The following is a 21,015-nucleotide window of genomic DNA, read 5'->3' on the forward strand; positions in this document are numbered from 1 at the left end:
GCCGCCCCCTATACTCGTCTGCCACGACATATGAAACGCACAGGTGACGGATGAAAACGATCGGACTCATCGGCGGAATGAGCTGGGAATCGTCGGCCGAGTACTACCGGATGATCAATCGCCATTCGAAGGCGCTGCACGGCGGCCATCACAACGCGAAGAGCGTGCTGGTCACGGTGGATTTCGCGGAGATCGAAGCGCTGCAGCGCGCGCAGGACTGGGCCGCGCTCGGCGAACGGATGGCCGATGCCGCGCGTCGGCTCGAAGCGGCCGGCGCCGATCTCGTCGTGCTGACGACCAACACGATGCACCGCGTGCACGGCGCGATCGAGGCTGCCGTATCGCTGCCGTTCCTGCACATCGCCGATCCGACCGGCACCGCGCTGCGCGCCGCCGGCGTCGAGCGCGTCGCGCTGCTCGGCACGCGCTACACGATGGAGCTGCCGTTCTATGCGGAGCGCCTGCGCGACAAGTTCGGCCTCGACGTGCTGGTGCCGGACGAATCCGCACGCAACGACGTGCACCGGATCATCTACGACGAGCTGTGTCACGGCGTGATCGATGCCGGGTCGCGTGCGACCTACGTGTCGATCATCGGGGAACTGGCGAAACGCGGCGCACAGGCTGTGATACTCGGCTGTACGGAAATCACGCTGCTGATCGGCGCGGACGACGCGCCGCTGCCGGTGTTCGATACGACCGCGCTGCATGCAAAGGCGGCGGTCGAGTGGGCGGCGGGCTGAAAACAAAAAACCCGGCACGGGGCCGGGTTCCTGTCGACGAAGCGCGCATCGGTCACTTGCGCTGCACATCGCCTGGTGTGCTTGGTTGCGGGGGTAGGATTTGAACCTACGACCTTCGGGTTATGAGCCCGACGAGCTGCCAGACTGCTCCACCCCGCGTCAGAGAAATAAATTATAGGGTGATGAAGCACTCACGTCAATACTTTTGTCACAAATTCTTCGCAGGCCGTCGATATCGACACGCACGGCACCGGCTTCACGTCGTGTGTCGCGCGCGTTCGCGCCCCGTGCTCGCGGTAAGATGGCGTCCTTCGCATTCACCCCCGCACGCATTCCCGTTCATGAAAATCGCCACCTGGAACGTCAACTCGCTCAACGTCCGCAAGCAGCACGTGCTCGACTGGCTCGCGCAAAGCGGAGCCGACGTGCTGTGCCTGCAGGAACTGAAGCTGCCGGACGAGAAATATCCGCGCGCCGATCTCGAAGCGATCGGCTACCGCAGCTGGTTCGCGGGCCAGAAGACCTACAACGGCGTCGCGATCCTCGCGCGCGACACGCTCGCCGTCGACGAATCGGACGTCGTGCGCAACATCCCCGGCTTCGACGACGCACAGCAGCGCGTGATCGCCGTGACGGTCGAAGGCGTGCGCATCGTGTCTGCGTATTTCCCGAACGGCCAGGCACCCGACTCCGACAAGTTCGTCTACAAGATGCAGTGGCTCGACGCGCTGCAGGCGTGGCTGGGCACCGAGATGCAGCGCTACCCGAAGCTCGCGCTGCTCGGCGACTACAACATCGCGCCGGAAGATCGCGACGTGCACGACCCGGCGAAATGGGAAGGCCAGAACCTCGTGTCGCCGCAGGAGCGCGCGCATTTCGCGAAACTGATCGAACTCGGCTTCGTCGATGCGTTCCGCCGCTTCGAGCAGCCCGAGAAGACCTTCACGTGGTGGGACTACCGGATGTTCGCGTTCCGCCGCAACGCGGGGCTGCGCATCGACCACATCCTGCTGTCGCCGGCACTCGCCGAAACCTGCACGTCGTGCGAGGTCGATCGCGTGCCGCGCACGTGGGAACAGCCGTCCGACCACACGCCCGTGATCGCGGTCGTCAGTTGAACGCCCTGCCCGCTCGCGCCTGCGCTCAAGCGCGCGCGGGCGCGGGCCCGAGATGCGCCCACAGGAAGCCGAATTCCGCCGCATCGGATTCGGCACGCTCCAGATCGTCGGCGCTGCCGTGGCCGCCGTCGGTGTTCTCCCAGTACCACACCCGTTCGTGTCCGAGCGCATGCATGCGCGCGGCCATCTTGCGCGCATGCGCGGGATGCACGCGGTCGTCGCGGGTCGACGTCGTCAGCAGCAGCGGCGGATACGCAACGCCTTCGCGCACGCGGTGATACGGCGAGTAGGCGGCGAGCGCCGCGCCCTCGCGCGCATCGTCCGGATCGCCGTACTCGTCGAGCCATGCGGCGCCCGCGTGCAGCTTCGGATAGCGCCGCATGTCGAGCAACGGCACGCGGCACAGCACCGCGCCGAACAGTTCCGGGCGCTGCACCATGCATGCGCCGACCAGCAGCCCGCCGTTGCTGCCACCCTCGATGCCGAGTTGCGCGGCCGTCGTCACGCCGGTGCGGATCAGGTCCTCGGCCACCGCGATGAAGTCGTCGAACGAGCGCTGCCGATGCTCGCGTTGCGCGTCGACGTGCCAGCCCGGTCCGAATTCGCCGCCGCCGCGGATGTGCGCAAACGCCGCGACGCCGCCGCGTTCGAGCCATGCGATGCCGAGTGCATCGCTGTAGCCCGGCAGGTTCGGAATCGCGAAGCCGCCATAGCCTGACAGCAGGCACGGCCGCGCGACGCGGGCGCTGCCGTCGGGATGCGCCAGGCCATCGAGCGCATCACGCGGCCCGATCAGCGTGTACGGCACGGCCGTGCCGTCGCGCGAGCGGGCATTCGCGCGACGCACGACGAGCCCGGCCGCATCGAATCGCACCGGCGGCCGGTCGAGCAGCACGCGACGCGACGGCGCATCGACCGCGCGGTCGGCCAGATCGGCGAGCCAGCATTCGGGCGGATCGAGATAGGTGTCGACGTCCACGTACACGTCGTCGTTCAGCGTCGACTCGACCGGCTCGACGTCGATCTGCGCGTCGCCCGGCCATTCGAACGGCCGCGCGTGCCACGTCCACGCGCCGTCCTCACCCTGGCGCGGCTGCCACAGCATCGTGCGGTTGTGCACGTCGTCGAGCCAGCTCGCGATCAGCATCGTGCTCGTGTGCGTCCACGTGCACGCGGACGTCGTCGGTCGCGGCTCGAACAGCGTCGTGAGTTCGTGCGACCCGGCGAGGAACGCCTGCTCGCGGATCGCGAGCAGCGAGCCGCCCGCGTGACGCACGCCGCCGCAGTCCCAGTCGAGCCGCGGCTCCAGCATCAGCCAACCTTCCCAGAAACCGACCTCGACGTGCGTCGGCACGTCGTAGCGCGCCCACTCGCCCGCGTCGGTCAGCCGGTATGCATGCGCGTCGAAGAAATCGACGCTGCGCCACGCGACGTGGCGGCCGTCGATCGGATCGAACCCCGCGCCCGCGCTGATGTCGTCGGGTTCGCCGCGGAACACCACCGGCGCATCGGCGAGCGGCGTGCCGCGTACCCAGCGGCGCGCTTCGTACGGATAGCCGGCGGCGGTCGCATGCGCCTCGCCGCGATCCCAGCTCACGTAGACGGTATCGCGGTCGATCCAGCCTATCGTGTGATTCCCGGGCACGTCGATCGTGAAGCCGCCGTCGACGAAACGGCGCTGCACGAGGTCGAATTCGCGCACGACGACCGCGTCGGCGCCGCCCGGCGACAACGACAGCAGCGCGCGGTCGCCGTCCGGGTACAGGATCGCGTCCTGCTCGAACACCCACGACTCGCCCTCTTGCGCGCCGAGCGCGTCGACGTCGAGCAGCGTTTCCCACTCGGGCCGGCCCGCGCGCCAGTCGTCCCAGCGCGCGCGGCGCCACAGTCCCTTCGGATGGAGATCGTCCTGCCACAGGTCGTACGCCCAGTCGCGCCAGCGGGTCGGAATCACCGGGCGTTCGCGCGGCAGATACGCCTGCGCGAGCCGCGCGGTCAACGCGCGATACGCATCGTCGTCGCGCAGCGCGACCCGTGTGCGCGCGTTCTGCTCGTCGACCCACGCACGGGCACGCTTGCTGTCGAGCGCTTCGAGAAAACGGAAGGGATCGGCCCCGGTGGGCCAGCGGAAGGAATCGGACATGACGGGAGCGCACGTGACGGCAAACCGCGATTATGTCCGATCGCGGCATGCGCGACGCACGCGCATGCCGCGACAGAGGCTTTACGGCTCCAGATGCAGTTCCTGGATCTTGCGCGTGATCGTGTTGCGGCCGATGCCGAGCCGCTCTGCCGCCTCGACCTTGCGGCCGCGCGTGAAATCGAGCGCCTCGCGGATCACGGCCGCCTCGAAGCGGCGCGCGAGCTCGTCCATCACGTCGGCCGAATTCTCGCGCAACAGCCGCGCGACTTCCGTGCGCAGCCCGCTTTCCCACATCGGATAGCCGGCCGGTGCGCCATTCGGCGCGGCCGCGACGGGGGCTGCCGTCAACGGCGCTCCCGCCGCCGGCTGCACGCGCGCGATGTCGCCACCGCCCATGCCGGTGCCGGCGTGCGCATCCACGCCGTCGGCCGTCGCCGTCACCGGCGCGCCTGCCGGCACGAGGTCGGGCGGCAGGTCCTTGATCTCGACCGTCTGCGCGGGCGCCATCACGGTCAGCCAGTTCGCGAGATTCTCGAGCTGACGCACGTTGCCCGGAAACGTGAGCGACGTCAGATACGCGAGCGCTTCGTCGGACACGCGCTTCGGCTCGACGCCGAGATCGCGCGCGCTCTTCTGCAGGAAGTGGCGCGTGAGCAGCGCGATGTCCTCGCTGCGTTCGCGCAGCGGCGGCAGCCGCAGCCGGATCACGTTGAGCCGGTGGTAAAGGTCCTCGCGGAACAGCCCCTGCCGCACGCGCGACTCGAGATTCTGGTGCGTCGCGGCGATCACGCGCACGTTCGCGCGCAGCGGGTTGTGGCCGCCGACCCGATAGAACTGGCCGTCCGACAGCACGCGCAACAGGCGCGTCTGCAGGTCGAACGGCATGTCGCCGATTTCGTCGAGGAACAGCGTGCCGTTCTCGGCCTGCTCGAAGCGGCCCTGGCGCGTCGTCTGCGCGCCGGTGAACGCGCCGCGCTCGTGGCCGAACAGTTCGGATTCGAGCAGGTCCTTCGGAATCGCCGCGGTGTTCAGTGCGATGAACGGCCCGTTGGCCCGCGGGCTGTGACGGTGCAGCGCCCGCGCGACGAGCTCCTTGCCGGTGCCAGACTCGCCGGTGATCAGCACGGTCGCGGCCGAGTGCGACAGGCGGCCGATCGCGCGGAACATGTCCTGCATCGCGGGCGCCTGGCCGAGCATCTCGGGCGCTTCGGCCACACGCTCGTCCTGCGGCGCGCCGCCGCGCAGGCTCTCCTCGACCGCGCGGCGAATCAGCTCGACCGCCTTGTCGACGTCGAACGGCTTCGCGAGATATTCGAACGCGCCGCCCTGAAACGCCGCGACGGCGCTGTCGAGATCGGAGAACGCCGTCATGATGATGACGGGCAGGCCCGGCAGGCGCTCGTGCATCGCCTGCAACAGCTCGAGGCCGGAGCCGCCCGGCATCCGGATGTCGGACACGAGCACCTGCGGCGTCTCGTGGTCGAGCGCGGCCAGCGCGTCGCGCACGTTCGCGAAGCTCTTCGTCGCGAAGCTGTCCCGGGCGAGTGCCTTTTCGAGCACCCAGCGGATCGATTGATCGTCGTCTACTATCCAGATCGGCTTCATAGGTCGGTCAGGTATGGGTGAATCCGGTGAATCGCCATGCCGCCGCTCAATGATCGAGCGGCAGCAGGATCTGAAATTCGGTACGACCGGGCCGGCTCTCGACCTCGATCATCCCGTCGTGCTGCTGCACGAACGTCTGCGCGAGCGTGAGGCCGAGGCCGCTGCCGTCGTCGCGCCCGGACACGAGCGGGTAGAAGATCCGGTCGCGGATCTCCTCCGGAATGCCGGGCCCGTTGTCGACCACGTGCAAGTCCAGTGCCAGCCTGTACAGGCGCTTCGCGATCGTCACCTTGCGTGCGATACGCGTGCGCAGCTCGATCTTCGCGTCGCCCTGCGCGATCCGCTCGCGCAGCGCCTGCGCCGCGTTGCGCACGATGTTCAGCAGCGCCTGGATCAGCTGCTCCTTGTCGCCGCGCAAGTCCGGCACGCTCACGTCGTAGTCGCGCTCGATGGTGAGCCCGCGCGGAAATTCCGCGAGCATCACCGCGCGCACGCGTTCGCATACTTCATGAATGTTCACGTCGCCGACGATGTGCGGATGCCGATGCGGCTCCAGCAACCGGTCGACGAGCGTCTGCAGGCGGTCGGACTCCTTGATGATCACCTGCGTGTATTCGCGCAACTCGCCGCGCTCGCGCCCGCTCAGTTCGAATTCGAGCAGCTGGGCTGCACCGCGAATGCCGCCGAGCGGGTTCTTGATCTCGTGCGCGAGGTTGCGGATCAGTTGCTTGTTGACCGCGGTCAGGTCGTGGATGCGCTCCTCGCGATCGGTGCGCGACTGCCGTTCGTTCTCGAACAGCTCGACGAGCACGAAATCGGGCACGGTCTCGAGGAAGCCGACGATCGCATGCACGTGCAGCGGCTCGCGGCCGGGCCGGTCGAGCACGGTATCGAGATGCGTCGCGTGAAAGCGCTCCTGGCCGATCGCGGTGATCGTCGACGCGAGTTCGTTCGCATTGGGGAAAATCTCGCCCCACGGCCGCTGCGCGAGCTGCCGGCGCGAGATGTCGAGCATCGCCTCCGCGGACGGGTTCGCGAACGCGACCCGCAGCGTCTTGCGGTCGAGCACGATCACGGCCGTCGGCAGCGCTTCCAGCCCCGCAAGCAGGCCCGAGCGCGCGAGCCGCTCGTCTTCCGTCAGTCGCTCGGGCTGCCCCGTCTTCGCCTTGATGAGATTCTTCAGAGCCATCGTGCGTGTCGTCGCGCGTTACCGGGTCGGAAATTGGAAATTTTCGGAACAAAAAAGGGACGGCTGGACGCCGTCCCCCTTCAGACTCCGCGGTTCCCGCCGCAGGCCACGCGACGGGAACGAACCGGCATGACGGCGCTGAATCGAAGCGCCATCGCCGATTACAGCGAGTAGTACATCTCGAACTCGATCGGATGCGTCGTCATGCGGAACTTCGCCAGCTCCTGCTCCTTCAGCGCGAGGTACGCATCGATCATGCCGTCGGTGAACACGCCACCGCGCGTCAGGAACTCGCGATCCTTGTCGAGCGCTTCCAGTGCCTGGTCGAGGCCTGCGCAGACGGTCGGGATCTTTGCGTCCTCTTCCGGCGGCAGGTCGTACAGGTTCTTGTCGGCGGCTTCGCCCGGATGGATCTTGTTCTGGATCCCGTCGAGGCCGGCCATCATCAGCGCCGTGAAGCACAGGTACGGGTTCGCCATCGGATCCGGGAAGCGCGTTTCGATACGGCGACCCTTCGGGTTCGACACGTGCGGAATGCGGATCGATGCCGAACGGTTGCGCGCCGAGTACGCGAGCTTGACCGGTGCTTCGAAGTGCGGGACCAGACGCTTGTACGAGTTCGTCGTCGGGTTCGTGATCGCGTTCAGCGCACGGGCGTGCTTGATGATGCCGCCGATGTAGAACAGCGCCAGTTCCGACAGGCCCGCGTAGCCGTTACCCGCGAACAGGTTCTGGCCGTCCTTCCAGATCGACTGGTGAACGTGCATGCCCGAACCGTTGTCGCCGACGACCGGCTTCGGCATGAACGTCGCCGTCTTGCCGTACGAGTGCGCGACGTTGTGGATGATGTACTTCGACCATTGCGTCCAGTCGGCGCGCTGAACCAGCGTCGAGAACTTCGTGCCGATTTCGTTCTGGCCCTGGCCCGCCACTTCGTGGTGGTGCACTTCGACCGGGATGCCGAGCTGTTCGAGCAGCAGGCACATTTCCGAACGCATGTCCTGGAACGTGTCGACCGGCGCGACCGGGAAGTAGCCGCCCTTCGTGCCCGGACGGTGGCCCGTGTTGCCGCCTTCGAATTCCTTGGCCGACGACCACGGTGCTTCTTCCGAGTTGATCTTCACGAAGCAGCCCGACATGTCCGTGTTCCACTGGACCGAGTCGAAAATGAAGAATTCCGGTTCCGGACCGAAGTAGGCGGTGTCGCCGATGCCCGTGCTCTTCAGGTACGCTTCGCCGCGCTTCGCGAGCGAACGCGGGTCGCGCTCGTAGCCCTTGCCGTCGGCCGGCTCGACCACGTCGCAGGTCAGCACGAGGGTCGACTCTTCATAGAACGGGTCGACGAATGCGGCGCTCGGGTCCGGCATGAGCAGCATGTCCGACGCCTCGATGCCCTTCCAGCCGGCGATCGACGAGCCGTCGAATGCATGGCCGCTTTCGAACTTGTCTTCGTCAAACGCCGAAACCGGCACCGACACGTGCTGTTCCTTGCCGCGCGTATCCGTGAAGCGGAAATCGACAAACTTGACGTCCTCGTCCTTCACGAGCTGCATGACGTCGGCGACGGTTTTACTCATAACCTCTTCTCCTGATTGAACAATTCCGGCGGACTGGGAACCGCCTCGTTTATCGAGCTGCCCGGAGTCTGGCTTTGGCGCAGCGTGCCCCGGGTCGACCGAATTCTATATAGCAGCTTCCGTGCCAACCATCGCAAAACCGACGCGAATCACGCCGACCCGCGCCGTAGCGGGGCCCGGCTGCGCGATTCCGGGGCCGGGCCCCGCACCGGCGGCGGCGCCCCCGCACCGCAACGGTGCAATCCCGGGGAGGCGACGGCGTCGACGAATCTTTTTGGTGCATTCGTGCCATTCTGCACTCTTTTGGTGAGCGCGTGGGCGGTGCATGCGCCACCGGGCACGCGGACATCGGCGCGGCGGCGCCGCGCTAGAATGTTCGTTTGACCGATACGGAGACCTCCTGCCATGAGTACGCTCGACCAGCTTTACGCGAAGGCCGAAGAACGCCGCGCCCAAGGCGCGCTCAACTATGCCGGCGCCCTGCTGCCGGCCGAGGCATTCGAACTGCTGCAGCTCGACCCGTCGGCACGCCTCGTCGACGTGCGCACCCGCGCCGAGCTCGACTGGATCGGCCGCCCGCTCGTCGGCGACGGCCAGTACCTGCACCTCGAATGGACGCGCTATCCGGGCGGCGTGCCGAACGCCGAATTCATCGATCAACTGAAAGCGGCCCTCCCGGCCGATACGCCGATCCTGTTCCTGTGCCGCAGCGCCGCGCGTTCGAAGCTCGCCGCGGTCGCGTCGACGCAGGCCGGCTTCACGAAGGCCTTCGACCTGCTCGAAGGCTTCGAGGGCGGCAAGGATGCCGAAGGCCACCGCAAGACGGTCGACGGCTGGTGCTTCCGGAAACTGCCGTGGATCGGCGCCTGACGGCGCATCCGCCCAGGCACGCCCGACTGCCACATCGTCGAGCCGGGCGATGACATCCCGATGACGGGCCGCGTTGCGCGGCCCGTGGTTTTTGCGGGGCCGTGCCACGGCCCGCATGCGCGATCGCCGCGCGCGGCCTTCAGGCCTTCAGGCGCGCGGCGCCTCCGGTTCGACCACGTCGCCGCCGAGCAGGTGCACGCCTTCGCGCAGCTTCACGAACGCGGCCGCGACCGCCTCCGGCTCGCCCTTCACGCCGAGGTCGATATGCCGGCGCGCATAGATCCCGCCGCGCTCGGCATCGCCGACGCTCGGCAGGCTGAACACGCGCACGCTCGGGAAATCGCGCTCGATCTTCTCCATCAGCGGCGTGAGCGTCGACTCCGGCAGTTCGAACACGTACAGCGAGCGCTCCGCGTGCGGCGTCGCGTGATGGAGATGCCGGTACTTCGTGTCGAGCACCCATTCGATCATCGGCCACGCCATCACCGGGAAGCCCGGCACAAAATGGAGATCGCCGACCGAGAAACCGGGAATCCGGTTATAGCCGTTCGGGATGATCGTCGCGCCCGCCGGGAACACGCCCATGTTGAAGCGATGCTGGTTTTCCGGCGATTCGAAGTCGACCGGCGTGGCCGCATCGGTGTGCGTCTCGCGAATGCGCTCCGAGATCAGCGCCTTCGCTTCCGGATGCAGCACGAGCGGCACGCCGAGCGCGGCGGCCGCGCACTGGCGCGTGTGGTCGTCCGGCGTCGCGCCGATCCCGCCCGTGGAGAACACGATGTCGCCCGACGCGATCGCGCGCGCGAGCGTCGCGGTGATCCGCGCCGGATCGTCGCCGACGTATTCGGCCCAGTCGAGCGCGAGGCCGCGCGCGCCGAGCAGTTCGATGACCTTCGCCAGATGCTTGTCCTGCCGGCGGCCCGAAAGGATTTCGTCGCCGATGATGATGATGCCGATGCTCATGCCTGCCCCATGTCGATTGCGGTGGCGCGCGAACTCGCACGCAGGTCGTCCAGCGCGCGCAGGCAATAGTGCCCGAACCACAGCGCCGAGAAGACGAGGATGAAAGCGTAAACCCAGATCATGGCCGCCGCCACGAACGGAAACAGCACCATCATCCAGACCGACGACACCCACACGAAGGTCGGCACGGTGCCGAGCAGCCCGGTCGCGACGCCGATGCCGATCAGCGGCCAGCGATGCTGGCGCACGAGCGCGCGGCGTTCGTCGCGGCTCGCGTGCTGCGCGAGCGCGTCGTAGGTCATCACGCGGTACGTGAGCCAGCCCCAGATCACCGGCGGCAACAACGCGAAGAACGGCGGGATCAGCCACAGCGGAATCGTGACGACGAGCAGCACGACGCCCACGATCGCCGCGCCGAGCGAATTGAACACGCTGCCGAAGAACGTGCCGCCCCGCTTCGCCTCCAGCGCGGCGAACTGCCGGTTGGACAGGTGCCTGATCACGACCGGCATCGAGATCGTCGCGATCAGCAGCAGCACGGTCAGCACGATCAGCGGAATCGCGAGCGACACGACGACGAACGGCGCGACGACCGCATGCAGCTGCGACATCCCGAGCGCGTCGAACGCGCGGTACAGCGCCGCGGTCAGCACGAAGCCGTCGAGCGCGCCGCGCGCGGCGTCGATCAGCGTCTGCCACGAGAACCACAGCACGACGCCCCACAGCAGCGCGGAGACGACGAACGGCATCAGGGTGAGCCACAGCATGCGCGGGTGCAGCGCGCTGGCGAACGCCCGGACGAAGGAGCGCAGCAAGTCGTTCATGCGAACCTGTATCGACGATGAAAAACGGGAAAAGGATAAACCACACGGCCCGCAGGCGCCAAAGCGCATGCGGGCCGTGCGGGAAAGCCGTTCAACGGGAAAGTGACGCGCTCAGGCCGACGCCGCGCCGCGCTTCGCGGGAAAGAGGCGCCGGAAGATCCGCACGAACGCGAGGCCGTGCTGCGCCCAGAAGCCTTCGCCGTAGGACACGCCTTCGACCTGCTCGCGGATGCCGGTCGGCTCGACCGTGCGGTTCCACGACGCGGTGCCGAACATCATGTCCCACCACGGGAACAGCACGCCGAAGTTGCAGCCGTACTTGGTGCCTTCGTGACCGTAGCCGACCGCGTGGTGGCGCCGGTGGAAGGTCGGGCTCACGAGCAGGCGCTCGCCGAGCCAGCCGAACGACAGCCGCGCATTCGTATGCTGGATGCTCTGCACGAAGTTCGTGACCGCGGTCAGCACGACGAACTGCGACGGCGTCACGCCGATCACGAGCGCGATCGCCGCGAAGAAACACGATTGCAGCACGTTGTCGAGCAGGTGGTTGCGGTCGTCGCACCACAACGACATCTGCCGCTGGCTGTGATGCACCGCGTGCAGCTCCCACCAGATGCCGAACTTGTGCTGCCAGCGGTGATACCAGTAGCCGGCGAAGTCGAGCACGACGAGGTAGATCGCGAACGCGACGATCGGCCGCGAGGTCACGCCCGGCCACAGATAATCGAGGTTGACGTTCGCAACGCCGTGCAGGCGCAGCCACGCCTGGAGGCGGTCGAACACCGGCTGCAGCGCGAAGAAGAAGAATAGCGTGTAGATGCCGAGCTTCGAGATCGCGGTATAGATCACGTCGACCCGCACCGCGCGGCGGTTCTTCCAGCGCTCGACGGGCGCGAGCGCCTCGAGCGGGCGCAGCAGCGCGAACATCAGCACCATCTGGAGCGCGCCGATGATCACCCAGTACAGCGCGTCGTAGGTGTCCTCGTCATAGTCCATCAGGTTGAACTTGAAGAGGAGCGGCTGCACGACGTCGACGTACAGCCAGGTCTGGATGTCCGACACGAACGCATCGATCAGGTGCAGCATCGTCCGCCTCCGCCCGTCACGCGCCGTTCGCAGCCTTCCACGGCGCGCGGTCGTAGAAGTAGATGCCGTGCGGCGAACGGCCGACGGAGATCGTCTGCACCAGCTTGCGCGAGGCCAGGTCGATGATCCCGACCTTCTTCGCGAAGCGGAACGTCACCCACAGCGTCTTCTTGTCGGCGGACAGCTCCATGTCGTCCGGGCCCGGCAGCAGGCCGGTGATGTCGCCGACCTTGGTGAGCGTGTTCTCGTCGATGATGCTGATCGTGTTCGCGACCCGGTTCGTGATCGCGACGTGCGTGCCGTCCGCGAGCGAGCGGAAGTTGTGCGCGCCCTTGCCGGTCTGGATGGTCTTCACGACCTTCTGATTGCGCCAGTCGACGACCGCGACGTAATCGGCGCCCGTCATGCCGACCAGCAGGTACTTGTCGTCCGGCGTCATCCACAGGCCCGCCGGCACGTTGCCGACCGGCATCTTCCACTTGACCGTCTGCGTCGCGAGGTCGACCGCCGCGATCTCGCCGGACACCTGCAGCGACACGAGCACGGTCTTGCTGTCCTTCGTGAACGCGATGTGACTCGGCATCACCGCGAGCGGCAAGCGCTTCACGAGATGCAGGTCGCGGCCGTCGTAGCTGTAGATGTCGAGCCGGTCGAGGCGCAGCCCGGTCGACACGAACCACTTGTTGTCGGGCGAGAAGCCGAGCTGGTACGGATCCTCGATGCCTTCGACCGTGCGCTGCAGCTTGCCCGTCTTCGGATCGACGAACATCAGGCTGTTCGAGACCGAATTCGCGACGATCAGCGACGAATTGTCCGGCGTCGCCATCAGGTGGTGCGGCTCCTTGCCGGTCGGCATCGTGCCGACGACCTGGCGGGTCTGCTGGTCGATCAGGGAAAGCGTCGCTTCGGCCGAATTGAGGATGATCACGTTATTCGCGTGCGCGGCAGGCGCCAGCACGGCGGCGGCCAGCGCAAGCGTGCGGCCGAAGGAAAGGAAAGTGCGCATGAAGACTCACGTCGTGGAACAGCAGTGATTGTAAAACGCTCGACCGGCCCTGCCGGTTGACGGAAGTCGGCCCTGCGCCACTTCGACGCACGCCGCGGCCGCCGTGCGGCCCGCCGCGGCAGGCGCCGCGCGGCCTGCCGGGCCGGCCGCCGGCGCGGACCCGGACAACCGCCGTTGCGCTAGCGCTGCATCGACTCCCAGACCTTGTGCAGACGCTTGACAGAGACAGGCATCGGCGTGCGCAGTTCCTGCGCGAACAGCGAAATGCGCAGTTCCTCCAGCAGCCAGCGGAATTCCGCGAGCCGCGGGTCGGCGACGCCGCCGCGCTGCGACACCGCGCGCTGGTACTGCTGGACGAGCGGCAGCAGCTCGCCGGACTGCTTCGCGTCGCGCGCCGGGTCGGCCTTCAGCTTGTCGATCCGCAGCGCGATGCCTTTCAGGTAGCGCGGGAAGTGTGCAAGCTGCACGTAAGGCGTGTCGATCACGAAGCGCTTGCCGACCAGCGCGGCGAGCTGCTGCTGCAGATCCGCGTGGGCCTGTGCGAACGGCTTCGCCTGCGCGAGCTTCTTCGCGAGCCCCGCGTATTCGGCGAGGATCTGCCCGACGAGCCGCGCGATCTCCTGCGCGAGCAGGTTCAGGCGGCTGCGGCCTTCGTCGCGACGCGCGTGGAAGCTCGCGTCGTCGTCGGGCAGCGGATCCTGCAGGCACGCGCGGTCGAGCGCCGTGTCGATCAGCTGGTCGCGCAGCTCGTCCTGCGTGCCGAGCGACATGTACTGCATCGCCATCTCGCGCAGCCCCGGCAGGTTCTTCTCGAGGAACTTGATCGGCTCCTTCAGCTGCAGCGCGAACAGCCGCCGCAAGCCGGCCCGGTGGATCCGCGCGGCCTCCTCCGGCGAGTCGAACACCTCGACGTCGCAATGCGTGCCGCGATCGACGAGCGCCGGATAGCCGTACAGCGTCTGGCCGCGCCGGCGGATCTCCAGCAGCTCGGGGAGCTTGCCGAAGTTCCACGTCGTCAGGTTCTCGTACAGCGCGGTCGCGCCGGCTTCCGCCGGGGCGCCCGTGTGCGGTGCGACGCCCTTGCCCGGCTTGCCGCCCTTCGCCGTCGAAGCCGCGGAACCCGCCGTGGCCGCCGGCGCCGGCGTGGCGCCTGCGTCGTCCGCGCCGGCTTCGCCGCCGGGCGCGATCGTCGACGCCGCCGCGATCTTCTGGAACTGCTGCTGCGCCTGCGCGCCGAGTTCCTGGCGCAGTTGCGCGAGATTGCGCCCCATCGCGAGCTGGCGGCCGTGCTCGTCGATCACCTTGAAGTTCATGAACAGGTGAGCGGGCAGCGTCTCGAGCTTGAAGTCGGCCGTCTTCATCGCGACCTGCGTCTCGCCGCGCACGTCGGCGATCAGCGCCTCGACGAGGCCGCCCGCGCCGAAGCGCTCGCGGCCCGTGCGCTCGACGAAGCCGGCCGCGTACTCGGGCAGCGGCACGCAATGCCGGCGCAGCTTCTGCGGCAGCGACTTCAGCAGCAGCTGCACCTTTTCCTTCAGCATCCCCGGCACGAGCCATTCGCAGCGGCGCGCGTCGACCTGGTTCAGCGCGTACAGCGGCACCGCGAGCGTCACGCCGTCGCGCGGCGTGCCGGGTTCGAAGTGGTAGGTCAGCGCCATCTCGACGCCGGCCATCGTCGCGCGCTTCGGAAACAGCTCGGTCGTGACGCCCGCCGCCTCGTGGCGCATCAGGTCGTCGCGCGACAGGTACAGCAGGCGCTGCTTGTCCTCCGCCTGGCCGCCCTTCTTCACTTCATCCCGATACCAGCGCTCGAACGCGACGCCCGTGTGAATTCCTTCCGGAATCGCCTGGTCGTAGTACGCGTAGATCAGCTCGTCGTCGACCAGCACGTCCTGGCGGCGCGACTTGTGCTCGAGCTGCTCGATGTCGGCGAGCAGCTTGCGGTTGTGCGCGAAAAACGGCAGCTTCGTGTCGAATTCGCCTTCGACCAGCGCGCCGCGGATGAACAGCTCGCGCGCCCGCGCCGGGTCCTGCTTGCCGAACGCGACGCGCCGGCGGTGGTAGATCGGCAGCCCGTACAGCGTCGCGCGCTCGAACGCGCTGACCTGCGCGGGACGCTTTTCCCAATGCGGCTCCGACAGCGATTTCTTCAGCAGGTGCGCGCCGATCTTCTCGACCCACTCCGGCTCGATCTTCGCGAGGCAGCGCGCGTACAGCCGGCTCGTCTCGACGAGTTCGGCCGCCATCACCCAGCGGCCGGCCTTCTTCGCGAGCGCGGAGCCCGGCCACAGGTAGAACTTGATCCCGCGTGCGCCGAGGTAGTGCGGATCGTCGTCGGCCTTCATGCCGAGGTTGCCGAGCAGGCCCGTCAACAGGGCCAGATGCACCTGCTCGTAGGTCGCCTCGACCTCGTTGAGGCGCCAGCCGTGTTCGCGCACGACCGTCAGCAGCTGCGAATGGACGTCGCGCCATTCGCGCAGCCGCAGGTGCGACAGGAAATTCTGCCGGCACGCGTCGATCAGCTGGCGGTTCGACTTCTTGTGCGCGACGGCCTCTTCGAACCACGCCCAGATCTTCAGCCACTGCAGGAATTCGGAGCGCTCGTCGGCGAACCGGCGGTGCGCCTGGTCGGCCTGCTCCTGCGCTTCGATCGGCCGGTCGCGCGGGTCCTGCACGGACAGCGCGCTCGCGATGATCAGCACCTCGCGCAGCGACTGCTGGTCGCGCGCGGCGAGAATCATCCGGCCGACGCGCGGATCGAGCGGCAGCCGCGCGAGTTCGCGGCCGAGCGGCGTCAGTGCGTTGTCGTCGTCGACCGCGCCGAGTTCGTTGAGCAGCTGGTAGCCGTCCGCGATCGCGCGGCCGGGCGGCGGCTCGAGGAACGGGAACGATTCGATCGCCGTCAGGTGCAGCGATTTCATCCGCAGGATCACCGACGCGAGCGACGAGCGCAGGATTTCCGGATCGGTGAAGCGCGCGCGCGCCTGGTAGTCGCTTTCCTCGTACAAGCGGATGCAGACGCCGTCGGCCACCCGGCCGCAGCGGCCCGCGCGCTGGTTCGCGGCGGCCTGCGAGATCGACTCGACCTGGAGCTGCTCGACCTTGTTCCGGTACGAATAGCGCTTCACGCGCGCGAGGCCGGTGTCGACGACGTAGCGGATGCCCGGCACCGTCAGCGAGGTTTCGGCCACGTTGGTCGCGAGCACGATGCGGCGCGCGTTCGACGCCTTGAACACCTTGTCCTGATCGGCCGCCGACAGCCGCGCGAACAGCGGCAGGATCTCGGTGTGCGGCGGATGGTGCTTGCGCAGCGCCTCGGCCGCCTCGCGGATCTCGCGCTCGCCGGGCAGGAACACCAGCACGTCGCCGGGGCCTTCGCGGCACAGTTCGTCGACCGCGTCGACGATAGCGTCCATCAGGTCGCGCTCGGCCTCGCGCGCGGTCTTCACGCGGTCGCGCCCGCCGGTGCCTTCTGCGTTCTTTACCGCCGGGCGGTCCTCGGCCACCGGCCGGTAGCGCATCTCGACCGGGTACAGCCGCCCGCTCACCTCGATCACGGGTGCCGGGCGCTCGTCGGTGCCGAAATGGCGCGCGAAGCGGTCGGCGTCGATCGTCGCGGACGTGACGATCAGCTTCAGGTCCGGCCGCCGCGGCAGGATCTCCTTCAGGTAGCCGAGCAGGAAGTCGATGTTCAGGCTGCGTTCGTGCGCCTCGTCGATGATCAGCGTGTCGTACGCCTTCAGCAGCGGATCGGTCTGCGTCTCGGCGAGCAGGATACCGTCCGTCATCAGCTTGACGGACGCGCCCGGCGCGAGATTGTCGGTGAAGCGCACCTTGTAGCCGACCACCTCGCCGAACGGCGTGCCGAGTTCCTCGGCGATCCGGCGGCCGGTCGACGATGCGGCCAGGCGCCGCGGCTGCGTATGGCCGATCAGGCCCGTGCCGCCGGCGCCGAGGCCACGGCCGAGATCGAGGCAGATCTTCGGCAGCTGCGTGGTCTTGCCCGAACCCGTCTCGCCGCAGACGATGACAACCTGATGACCGGCGATCGCGCGCGCGATTTCGTCGCGCTTGCCCGACACCGGCAGGCTTTCGGGGTAAGTGATCGGCGGAACGGGATTCGGCGCGACGGTGGTGCGCGGCGCACGCTCGCGGCGCGGAGCGCGCTCGCCGGCGCCCCGCGGTGCGCCCTTCGCGGACGGCTGGCGCGTATCGCCACGCCGTTCGTCGCCGCGCGGCGCGTGGGCCGGCTTGCCCGCCGGCTTTTCCTGCTGCTGGCGCGCGTCGGCCGCACCATCCGGGTGCTTCGCCGACGGCGCTTTGGCCCGCGTCGGCGCGGGACTTTTAGGTACATTCGACATGGGGGCGCATTATAATCCCGCCCATGAATTCCCAAACCGACCTCCCTCCCGCCCAGACCGGCGCCGCGACGCCGCCGGCCGCCGACGATTCGGCCGCCAGCCACGCGCAGTTCGTCGACTGGATGCGTTCCGTCGCGCCCTATATCCACAAGTTCCGCAACAGCACGTTCGTCGTGGGGTTCGGCGGCGAGGTGGTGCAGCAGGGGCTGTTGAACGCGCTCGTGTCCGACATCGCGCTCCTGCAGGCGATGGGCATCCAGATCGTGCTGGTGCACGGCTCACGGCCGCAGGTCGAGGAGCAGCTGAGCCTGCATGGTGTCGAATCCGAGTTTTCGCACGGGCTGCGCATCACCGATGCGCGCGCGCTCGAATCCGCGAAGGAAGCGGCCGGCGAAGTGCGTCTCGACATCGAGGCCGCGATCAGCCAGGGTCTGCCGAACTCGCCGATGGCGCACGCGCACATCAGCGTCGTGTCCGGCAACTTCGTGACCGCCCGGCCGGTGGGGATTCTCGACGGGGTCGATTTCGCGCACACGGGCATCGTGCGCAAGATCGACGCCGAATCGATCCGTCATTCGCTCGCGAGCCGCAAGCTCGTGCTGCTGTCGCCGCTCGGCTTCTCGCCGACCGGCGAGGCGTTCAATCTGTCGATGGAAGACGTCGCATCGGCCGCCGCGATCGCGCTGCGCGCCGACAAGATCATCTTCCTGACCGAAGCGCCCGGCATCGTCGACGACGAAGGCGGGCTGATCCGCGAAATGTCGCTCGACGCGGCCGCCGAGCTGCTCGATTCGGGCAACATCCAGGGCGACGACGCGTTCTTCCTGAAGCACTCGATCCGCGCGTGCCGCGGCGGCGTGACCCGGGCCCACCTGATTCCGCAGTCGCTCGACGGCAGCATGCTGCTCGAACTGTTCCTGCACGACGGCGTCGGCACGATGATCTCGTACGAGAACCTCGAGAGCCTGCGCGAAGCGACGCCGGACGACGTCGGCGGCATCCTGTCGCTGATCGAGCCGCTCGAGTCGGACGGCACGCTGGTGCGGCGCGGCCGCCACCAGATCGAACGCGACATCGACCACTTCTCGGTGATCGAGCACGATGGCGTGCTGTTCGGCTGCGCGGCGCTGTATCCGTACCAGCAGGAAAAGATCGGCGAGATGGCGTGCCTGACGGTCGCGCCGGAAGCGCAGGGCTCGGGCGACGGCGAACGCCTGCTCAAGCGCATCGAGCAGCGCGCCCGCGCGCGCGGCCTCACGCACATCTTCGTGCTCACGACGCGCACCGAGCACTGGTTCCTCAAGCGCGGCTTCGTCAAGGTCAGCGTCGACGACCTGCCGGAAGACCGCCGCAAACTCTACAACTGGCAGCGCAAGTCGCTCGTGCTGATGAAGCAGCTCTGAGCGCAGGCACGACTGCCCTCCCCCAGACCGATTACAGGAGAAGTACACGATGGCTCGAATGATCCAATGCGCGAAGCTCGGCAAGGAAGCCGAGGGTCTCGATTTCCCGCCGCTGCCGGGCGAACTCGGCAAGCGCATCTACGAAAGCGTGTCGAAGGAAGCGTGGCAAGGCTGGCTCAAGCAGCAGACGATGCTGATCAACGAGAACCGCCTGAACATGGCCGACCCGCGCGCGCGCCAGTACCTGATGAAGCAGACCGAGAAGTATTTCTTCGGCGACGGCGCCGACCAGGCGTCCGGCTACGTGCCGCCGACGGAAGGCTGAGCACCCCGCATCGCGATGGCCGGCCGTGCCGGCCTCGTCGCGAAGTGAAGCAACCGCCAGGCAAACGGCACCGTGGATCGCACGGTGCCGTTTGCTTTTGGGACGCGTGATTTGGCGCGAGTCGAGGCCATGCGGCGCGCGATCCGTCCGGCGCGCGATGTCGCCGGAGCGGCGAATTACCGCCTCACCGCCTCACCGCATTACCGCGTTACCGCGTTACCGAATCGCCAGCGTGCCGAATCACGCCGGCCTCCCCGTCTCACCCCGCCGGTTTCAACGCGCCGCGCTCGCCTGGCTGCGTGGTCTCGCCGGCCGGACTTTCAGCGCTCGCACTTTCGGCGCCCCACTCGGCCGCATCGCTGCGCTCGGCCGTCGACAGCTCGTCCGCGCGGTAGCCGGTGCGATTCAGCAGCGCGAGCATGCACGCGAGCGACACGAGCGCGTACAGCCCCGACGCGATCGCGACGCCGACGATGCTGCCGGTCGCGTTCAGGATCGCCTGCGCGAGCACCGGCGTGCCGCCGCCGACGACGAGGGCGCTCAGCTGGTACGCGAGCGACAGGCCCGTATAGCGGATGTTGGCCGGAAACACGCGCGCGAGCACGCCGCCGACCGCACCGTAGAACATCGCCGACGGAATCGTCGAGATGCACATGCCCGCGACGGCGACCCAGTACGAGCGCGTCGCGAGCGCATGGAACATCACCGGCATCAGCACGATCTCCGGAATCAGGATCCAGCACATCGCGCGCCGCATGTCGACCTTCGACACGAACCACGCGCCGACCGGCTGCATCAGGAACTGCACGACGAGCGAGATCGACAGGATGCCGAGGAACGTGCCCTGCGCATAACCGAGCTCCTTGGTCGCCCACGACAGCGCGAACGTGCTGCGAAAGTACGTGACGTGGATCACCGGCAGCGTGCCGGCCGCGAGCAGCACGACGGGCCAGTGGTCGCGCACGACGTCGCGCAGCGGCAGCTTCACCGTGCGCTTGCGCGCGAGCACGCGCTGCATGTCGATCGATTCCTCGAGCCGCAGCCGGATCACCATCCCGATGATCACGAGCACCGCCGACAGCAAAAACGGAATGCGCCAGCCCCACATCAGGAACGACGGCGTCGGCAGCGCGCTCAGCGCGAAGAAGGCAGCGGTGGCGAGCAGGTTGCCGGTGGGCGAACCCTGCTGCGCGAACGCCGCATACAGGATGCTGCGATGCTTCGGCGCGTTCTCGCTCGCGATCAGCACCGCGCCGCCCCACTCGCCGCCGACCGCGATGCCCTGCAGCACGCGCAGCACGACGAGGCCCGCGGGCGCCCACACGCCGATCGACGCATAGCCGGGCAACAGGCCGATGCCGGTCGTGGCAAGCCCCATCATCACCAGCGTGATCACGAGCGCGGTCTTGCGGCCGACGCGATCGCCGAGATGCCCGAACACGATGCCGCCGAGCGGCCGCGCGGCGAAGCCGGCCCAGAACGTGACGAACGCAAGGAGCGTCGCGACGCCGGGATTCATCGTGCTCGAAAAGAACACCTTGCCGAATACGAGCGCGGCGGCGGTGCCGTAGATGTAGAAGTCGTACCACTCGATCGTGGTGCCGACGAACGCCGCGAGGGCGGCACGGCCGGGCCGCGGCTGCGCGGCGGACGGGGATTGCGGACGGCTCATCGATGTCTCCATGTTTGTGATCGGCGGCGCGACTGTCGCGCGCGTTGCCGGATGGCCGGCCTTGCGCCGCCGGCTGGCGGAGGTTGCGTTACGAGCGATTGCTCGACGCGGGGCAGCTTTACGCTGCCCA

The 21,015-nt window shown here is 67.8% G+C and carries 15 protein-coding genes and 1 tRNA gene; 5 read left to right on the forward strand and 11 right to left on the reverse strand.

Features of this window, described 5'->3' with window-relative positions; genetic code table 11:
• The first annotated feature begins 50 nt into the window (after positions 1 to 50).
• Positions 51 to 743, forward strand: a complete 693-nt coding sequence (locus tag DIE04_RS24305) for an aspartate/glutamate racemase family protein (protein WP_124488321.1) — start codon at positions 51 to 53, stop codon at positions 741 to 743.
• 82 nt (positions 744 to 825) lie between these two features.
• On the opposite strand, the gene DIE04_RS24310 is transcribed toward DIE04_RS24305, so the two are convergent.
• A tRNA-Met gene (locus DIE04_RS24310) sits at positions 826 to 902 on the reverse strand.
• A 182-nt stretch (positions 903 to 1,084) separates the two neighbouring features.
• Between DIE04_RS24310 and xth the strand changes: the two genes are divergently transcribed.
• Positions 1,085 to 1,861: an exodeoxyribonuclease III gene (gene xth / locus DIE04_RS24315; RefSeq protein ID WP_124522161.1), complete on the forward strand. Its 777-nt coding sequence runs from the start codon at positions 1,085 to 1,087 to the stop codon at positions 1,859 to 1,861.
• 25 nt (positions 1,862 to 1,886) lie between these two features.
• Here xth and DIE04_RS24320 read toward each other — a convergent pair whose 3' ends face one another.
• The 4 genes from DIE04_RS24320 to glnA all read right to left on the reverse strand — a co-directional run bounded on the left by DIE04_RS24320 (position 1,887) and on the right by glnA (position 8,375).
• Positions 1,887 to 4,004 (reverse strand): prolyl oligopeptidase family protein, encoded by a 2,118-nt coding sequence (locus tag DIE04_RS24320; protein ID WP_124522163.1) that lies wholly within the window; start codon positions 4,002 to 4,004, stop codon positions 1,887 to 1,889.
• Between the two features lie 81 nt (positions 4,005 to 4,085).
• Positions 4,086 to 5,609 (reverse strand): nitrogen regulation protein NR(I), encoded by a 1,524-nt coding sequence (gene ntrC, locus DIE04_RS24325; protein WP_124488324.1) that lies wholly within the window; start codon positions 5,607 to 5,609, stop codon positions 4,086 to 4,088.
• 46 nt (positions 5,610 to 5,655) lie between these two features.
• Complete coding sequence (gene glnL / locus DIE04_RS24330; RefSeq protein ID WP_044849106.1) at positions 5,656 to 6,798, reverse strand: nitrogen regulation protein NR(II); 1,143 nt, start codon at positions 6,796 to 6,798, stop codon at positions 5,656 to 5,658.
• Between the two features lie 161 nt (positions 6,799 to 6,959).
• Positions 6,960 to 8,375, reverse strand: a complete 1,416-nt coding sequence (gene glnA, locus DIE04_RS24335; RefSeq protein WP_044849105.1) for a type I glutamate--ammonia ligase — start codon at positions 8,373 to 8,375, stop codon at positions 6,960 to 6,962.
• Between the two features lie 405 nt (positions 8,376 to 8,780).
• On the opposite strand from glnA, the gene DIE04_RS24340 reads away from it, so the two are divergent.
• On the forward strand, positions 8,781 to 9,245 hold the full coding sequence (locus DIE04_RS24340) for a rhodanese-like domain-containing protein (RefSeq protein ID WP_044849104.1): 465 nt from the start codon (positions 8,781 to 8,783) through the stop codon (positions 9,243 to 9,245).
• A gap of 147 nt (positions 9,246 to 9,392) precedes the next feature.
• Here DIE04_RS24340 and DIE04_RS24345 read toward each other — a convergent pair whose 3' ends face one another.
• From DIE04_RS24345 to hrpA, 5 genes are all read right to left on the reverse strand, one after another.
• Positions 9,393 to 10,208 (reverse strand): molybdopterin-binding protein, encoded by an 816-nt coding sequence (locus DIE04_RS24345; RefSeq protein ID WP_044849103.1) that lies wholly within the window; start codon positions 10,206 to 10,208, stop codon positions 9,393 to 9,395.
• The gene (locus tag DIE04_RS24350) at positions 10,205 to 11,032 is read right to left on the reverse strand and encodes an EI24 domain-containing protein (RefSeq protein WP_044849102.1); all 828 of its coding nucleotides are present in this window, start codon (positions 11,030 to 11,032) and stop codon (positions 10,205 to 10,207) included. The genes DIE04_RS24345 and DIE04_RS24350 overlap by 4 nt, the downstream gene beginning before the upstream one ends.
• Before the next feature lie 111 nt (positions 11,033 to 11,143).
• The gene (locus DIE04_RS24355) at positions 11,144 to 12,118 is read right to left on the reverse strand and encodes a sterol desaturase family protein (protein ID WP_124488325.1); all 975 of its coding nucleotides are present in this window, start codon (positions 12,116 to 12,118) and stop codon (positions 11,144 to 11,146) included.
• Positions 12,119 to 12,134: 16 nt separating this feature from the next.
• Positions 12,135 to 13,124, reverse strand: a complete 990-nt coding sequence (locus DIE04_RS24360) for a beta-propeller fold lactonase family protein (RefSeq protein ID WP_044847670.1) — start codon at positions 13,122 to 13,124, stop codon at positions 12,135 to 12,137.
• Positions 13,125 to 13,303: 179 nt separating this feature from the next.
• Positions 13,304 to 17,485 (reverse strand): ATP-dependent RNA helicase HrpA, encoded by a 4,182-nt coding sequence (gene hrpA, locus DIE04_RS24365; RefSeq protein WP_124522164.1) that lies wholly within the window; start codon positions 17,483 to 17,485, stop codon positions 13,304 to 13,306.
• A gap of 23 nt (positions 17,486 to 17,508) precedes the next feature.
• Between hrpA and argA the strand changes: the two genes are divergently transcribed.
• The gene (gene argA / locus DIE04_RS24370) at positions 17,509 to 18,888 is read left to right on the forward strand and encodes an amino-acid N-acetyltransferase (RefSeq protein ID WP_044847668.1); all 1,380 of its coding nucleotides are present in this window, start codon (positions 17,509 to 17,511) and stop codon (positions 18,886 to 18,888) included.
• 49 nt (positions 18,889 to 18,937) lie between these two features.
• Positions 18,938 to 19,213 carry an oxidative damage protection protein gene (locus tag DIE04_RS24375; protein WP_006478357.1) on the forward strand — a complete coding sequence of 92 codons (276 nt, stop codon included), beginning with the start codon at positions 18,938 to 18,940 and terminating at the stop codon, positions 19,211 to 19,213.
• A 259-nt stretch (positions 19,214 to 19,472) separates the two neighbouring features.
• On the opposite strand, the gene DIE04_RS24380 is transcribed toward DIE04_RS24375, so the two are convergent.
• On the reverse strand, positions 19,473 to 20,885 hold the full coding sequence (locus DIE04_RS24380; RefSeq protein WP_124522166.1) for an MFS transporter: 1,413 nt from the start codon (positions 20,883 to 20,885) through the stop codon (positions 19,473 to 19,475).
• Positions 20,886 to 21,015 lie beyond the last annotated feature (130 nt).

Origin of the sequence: Burkholderia sp. Bp8994 (assembly GCF_003853805.1) — a bacterium.
Taxonomy (GTDB): domain Bacteria; phylum Pseudomonadota; class Gammaproteobacteria; order Burkholderiales; family Burkholderiaceae; genus Burkholderia.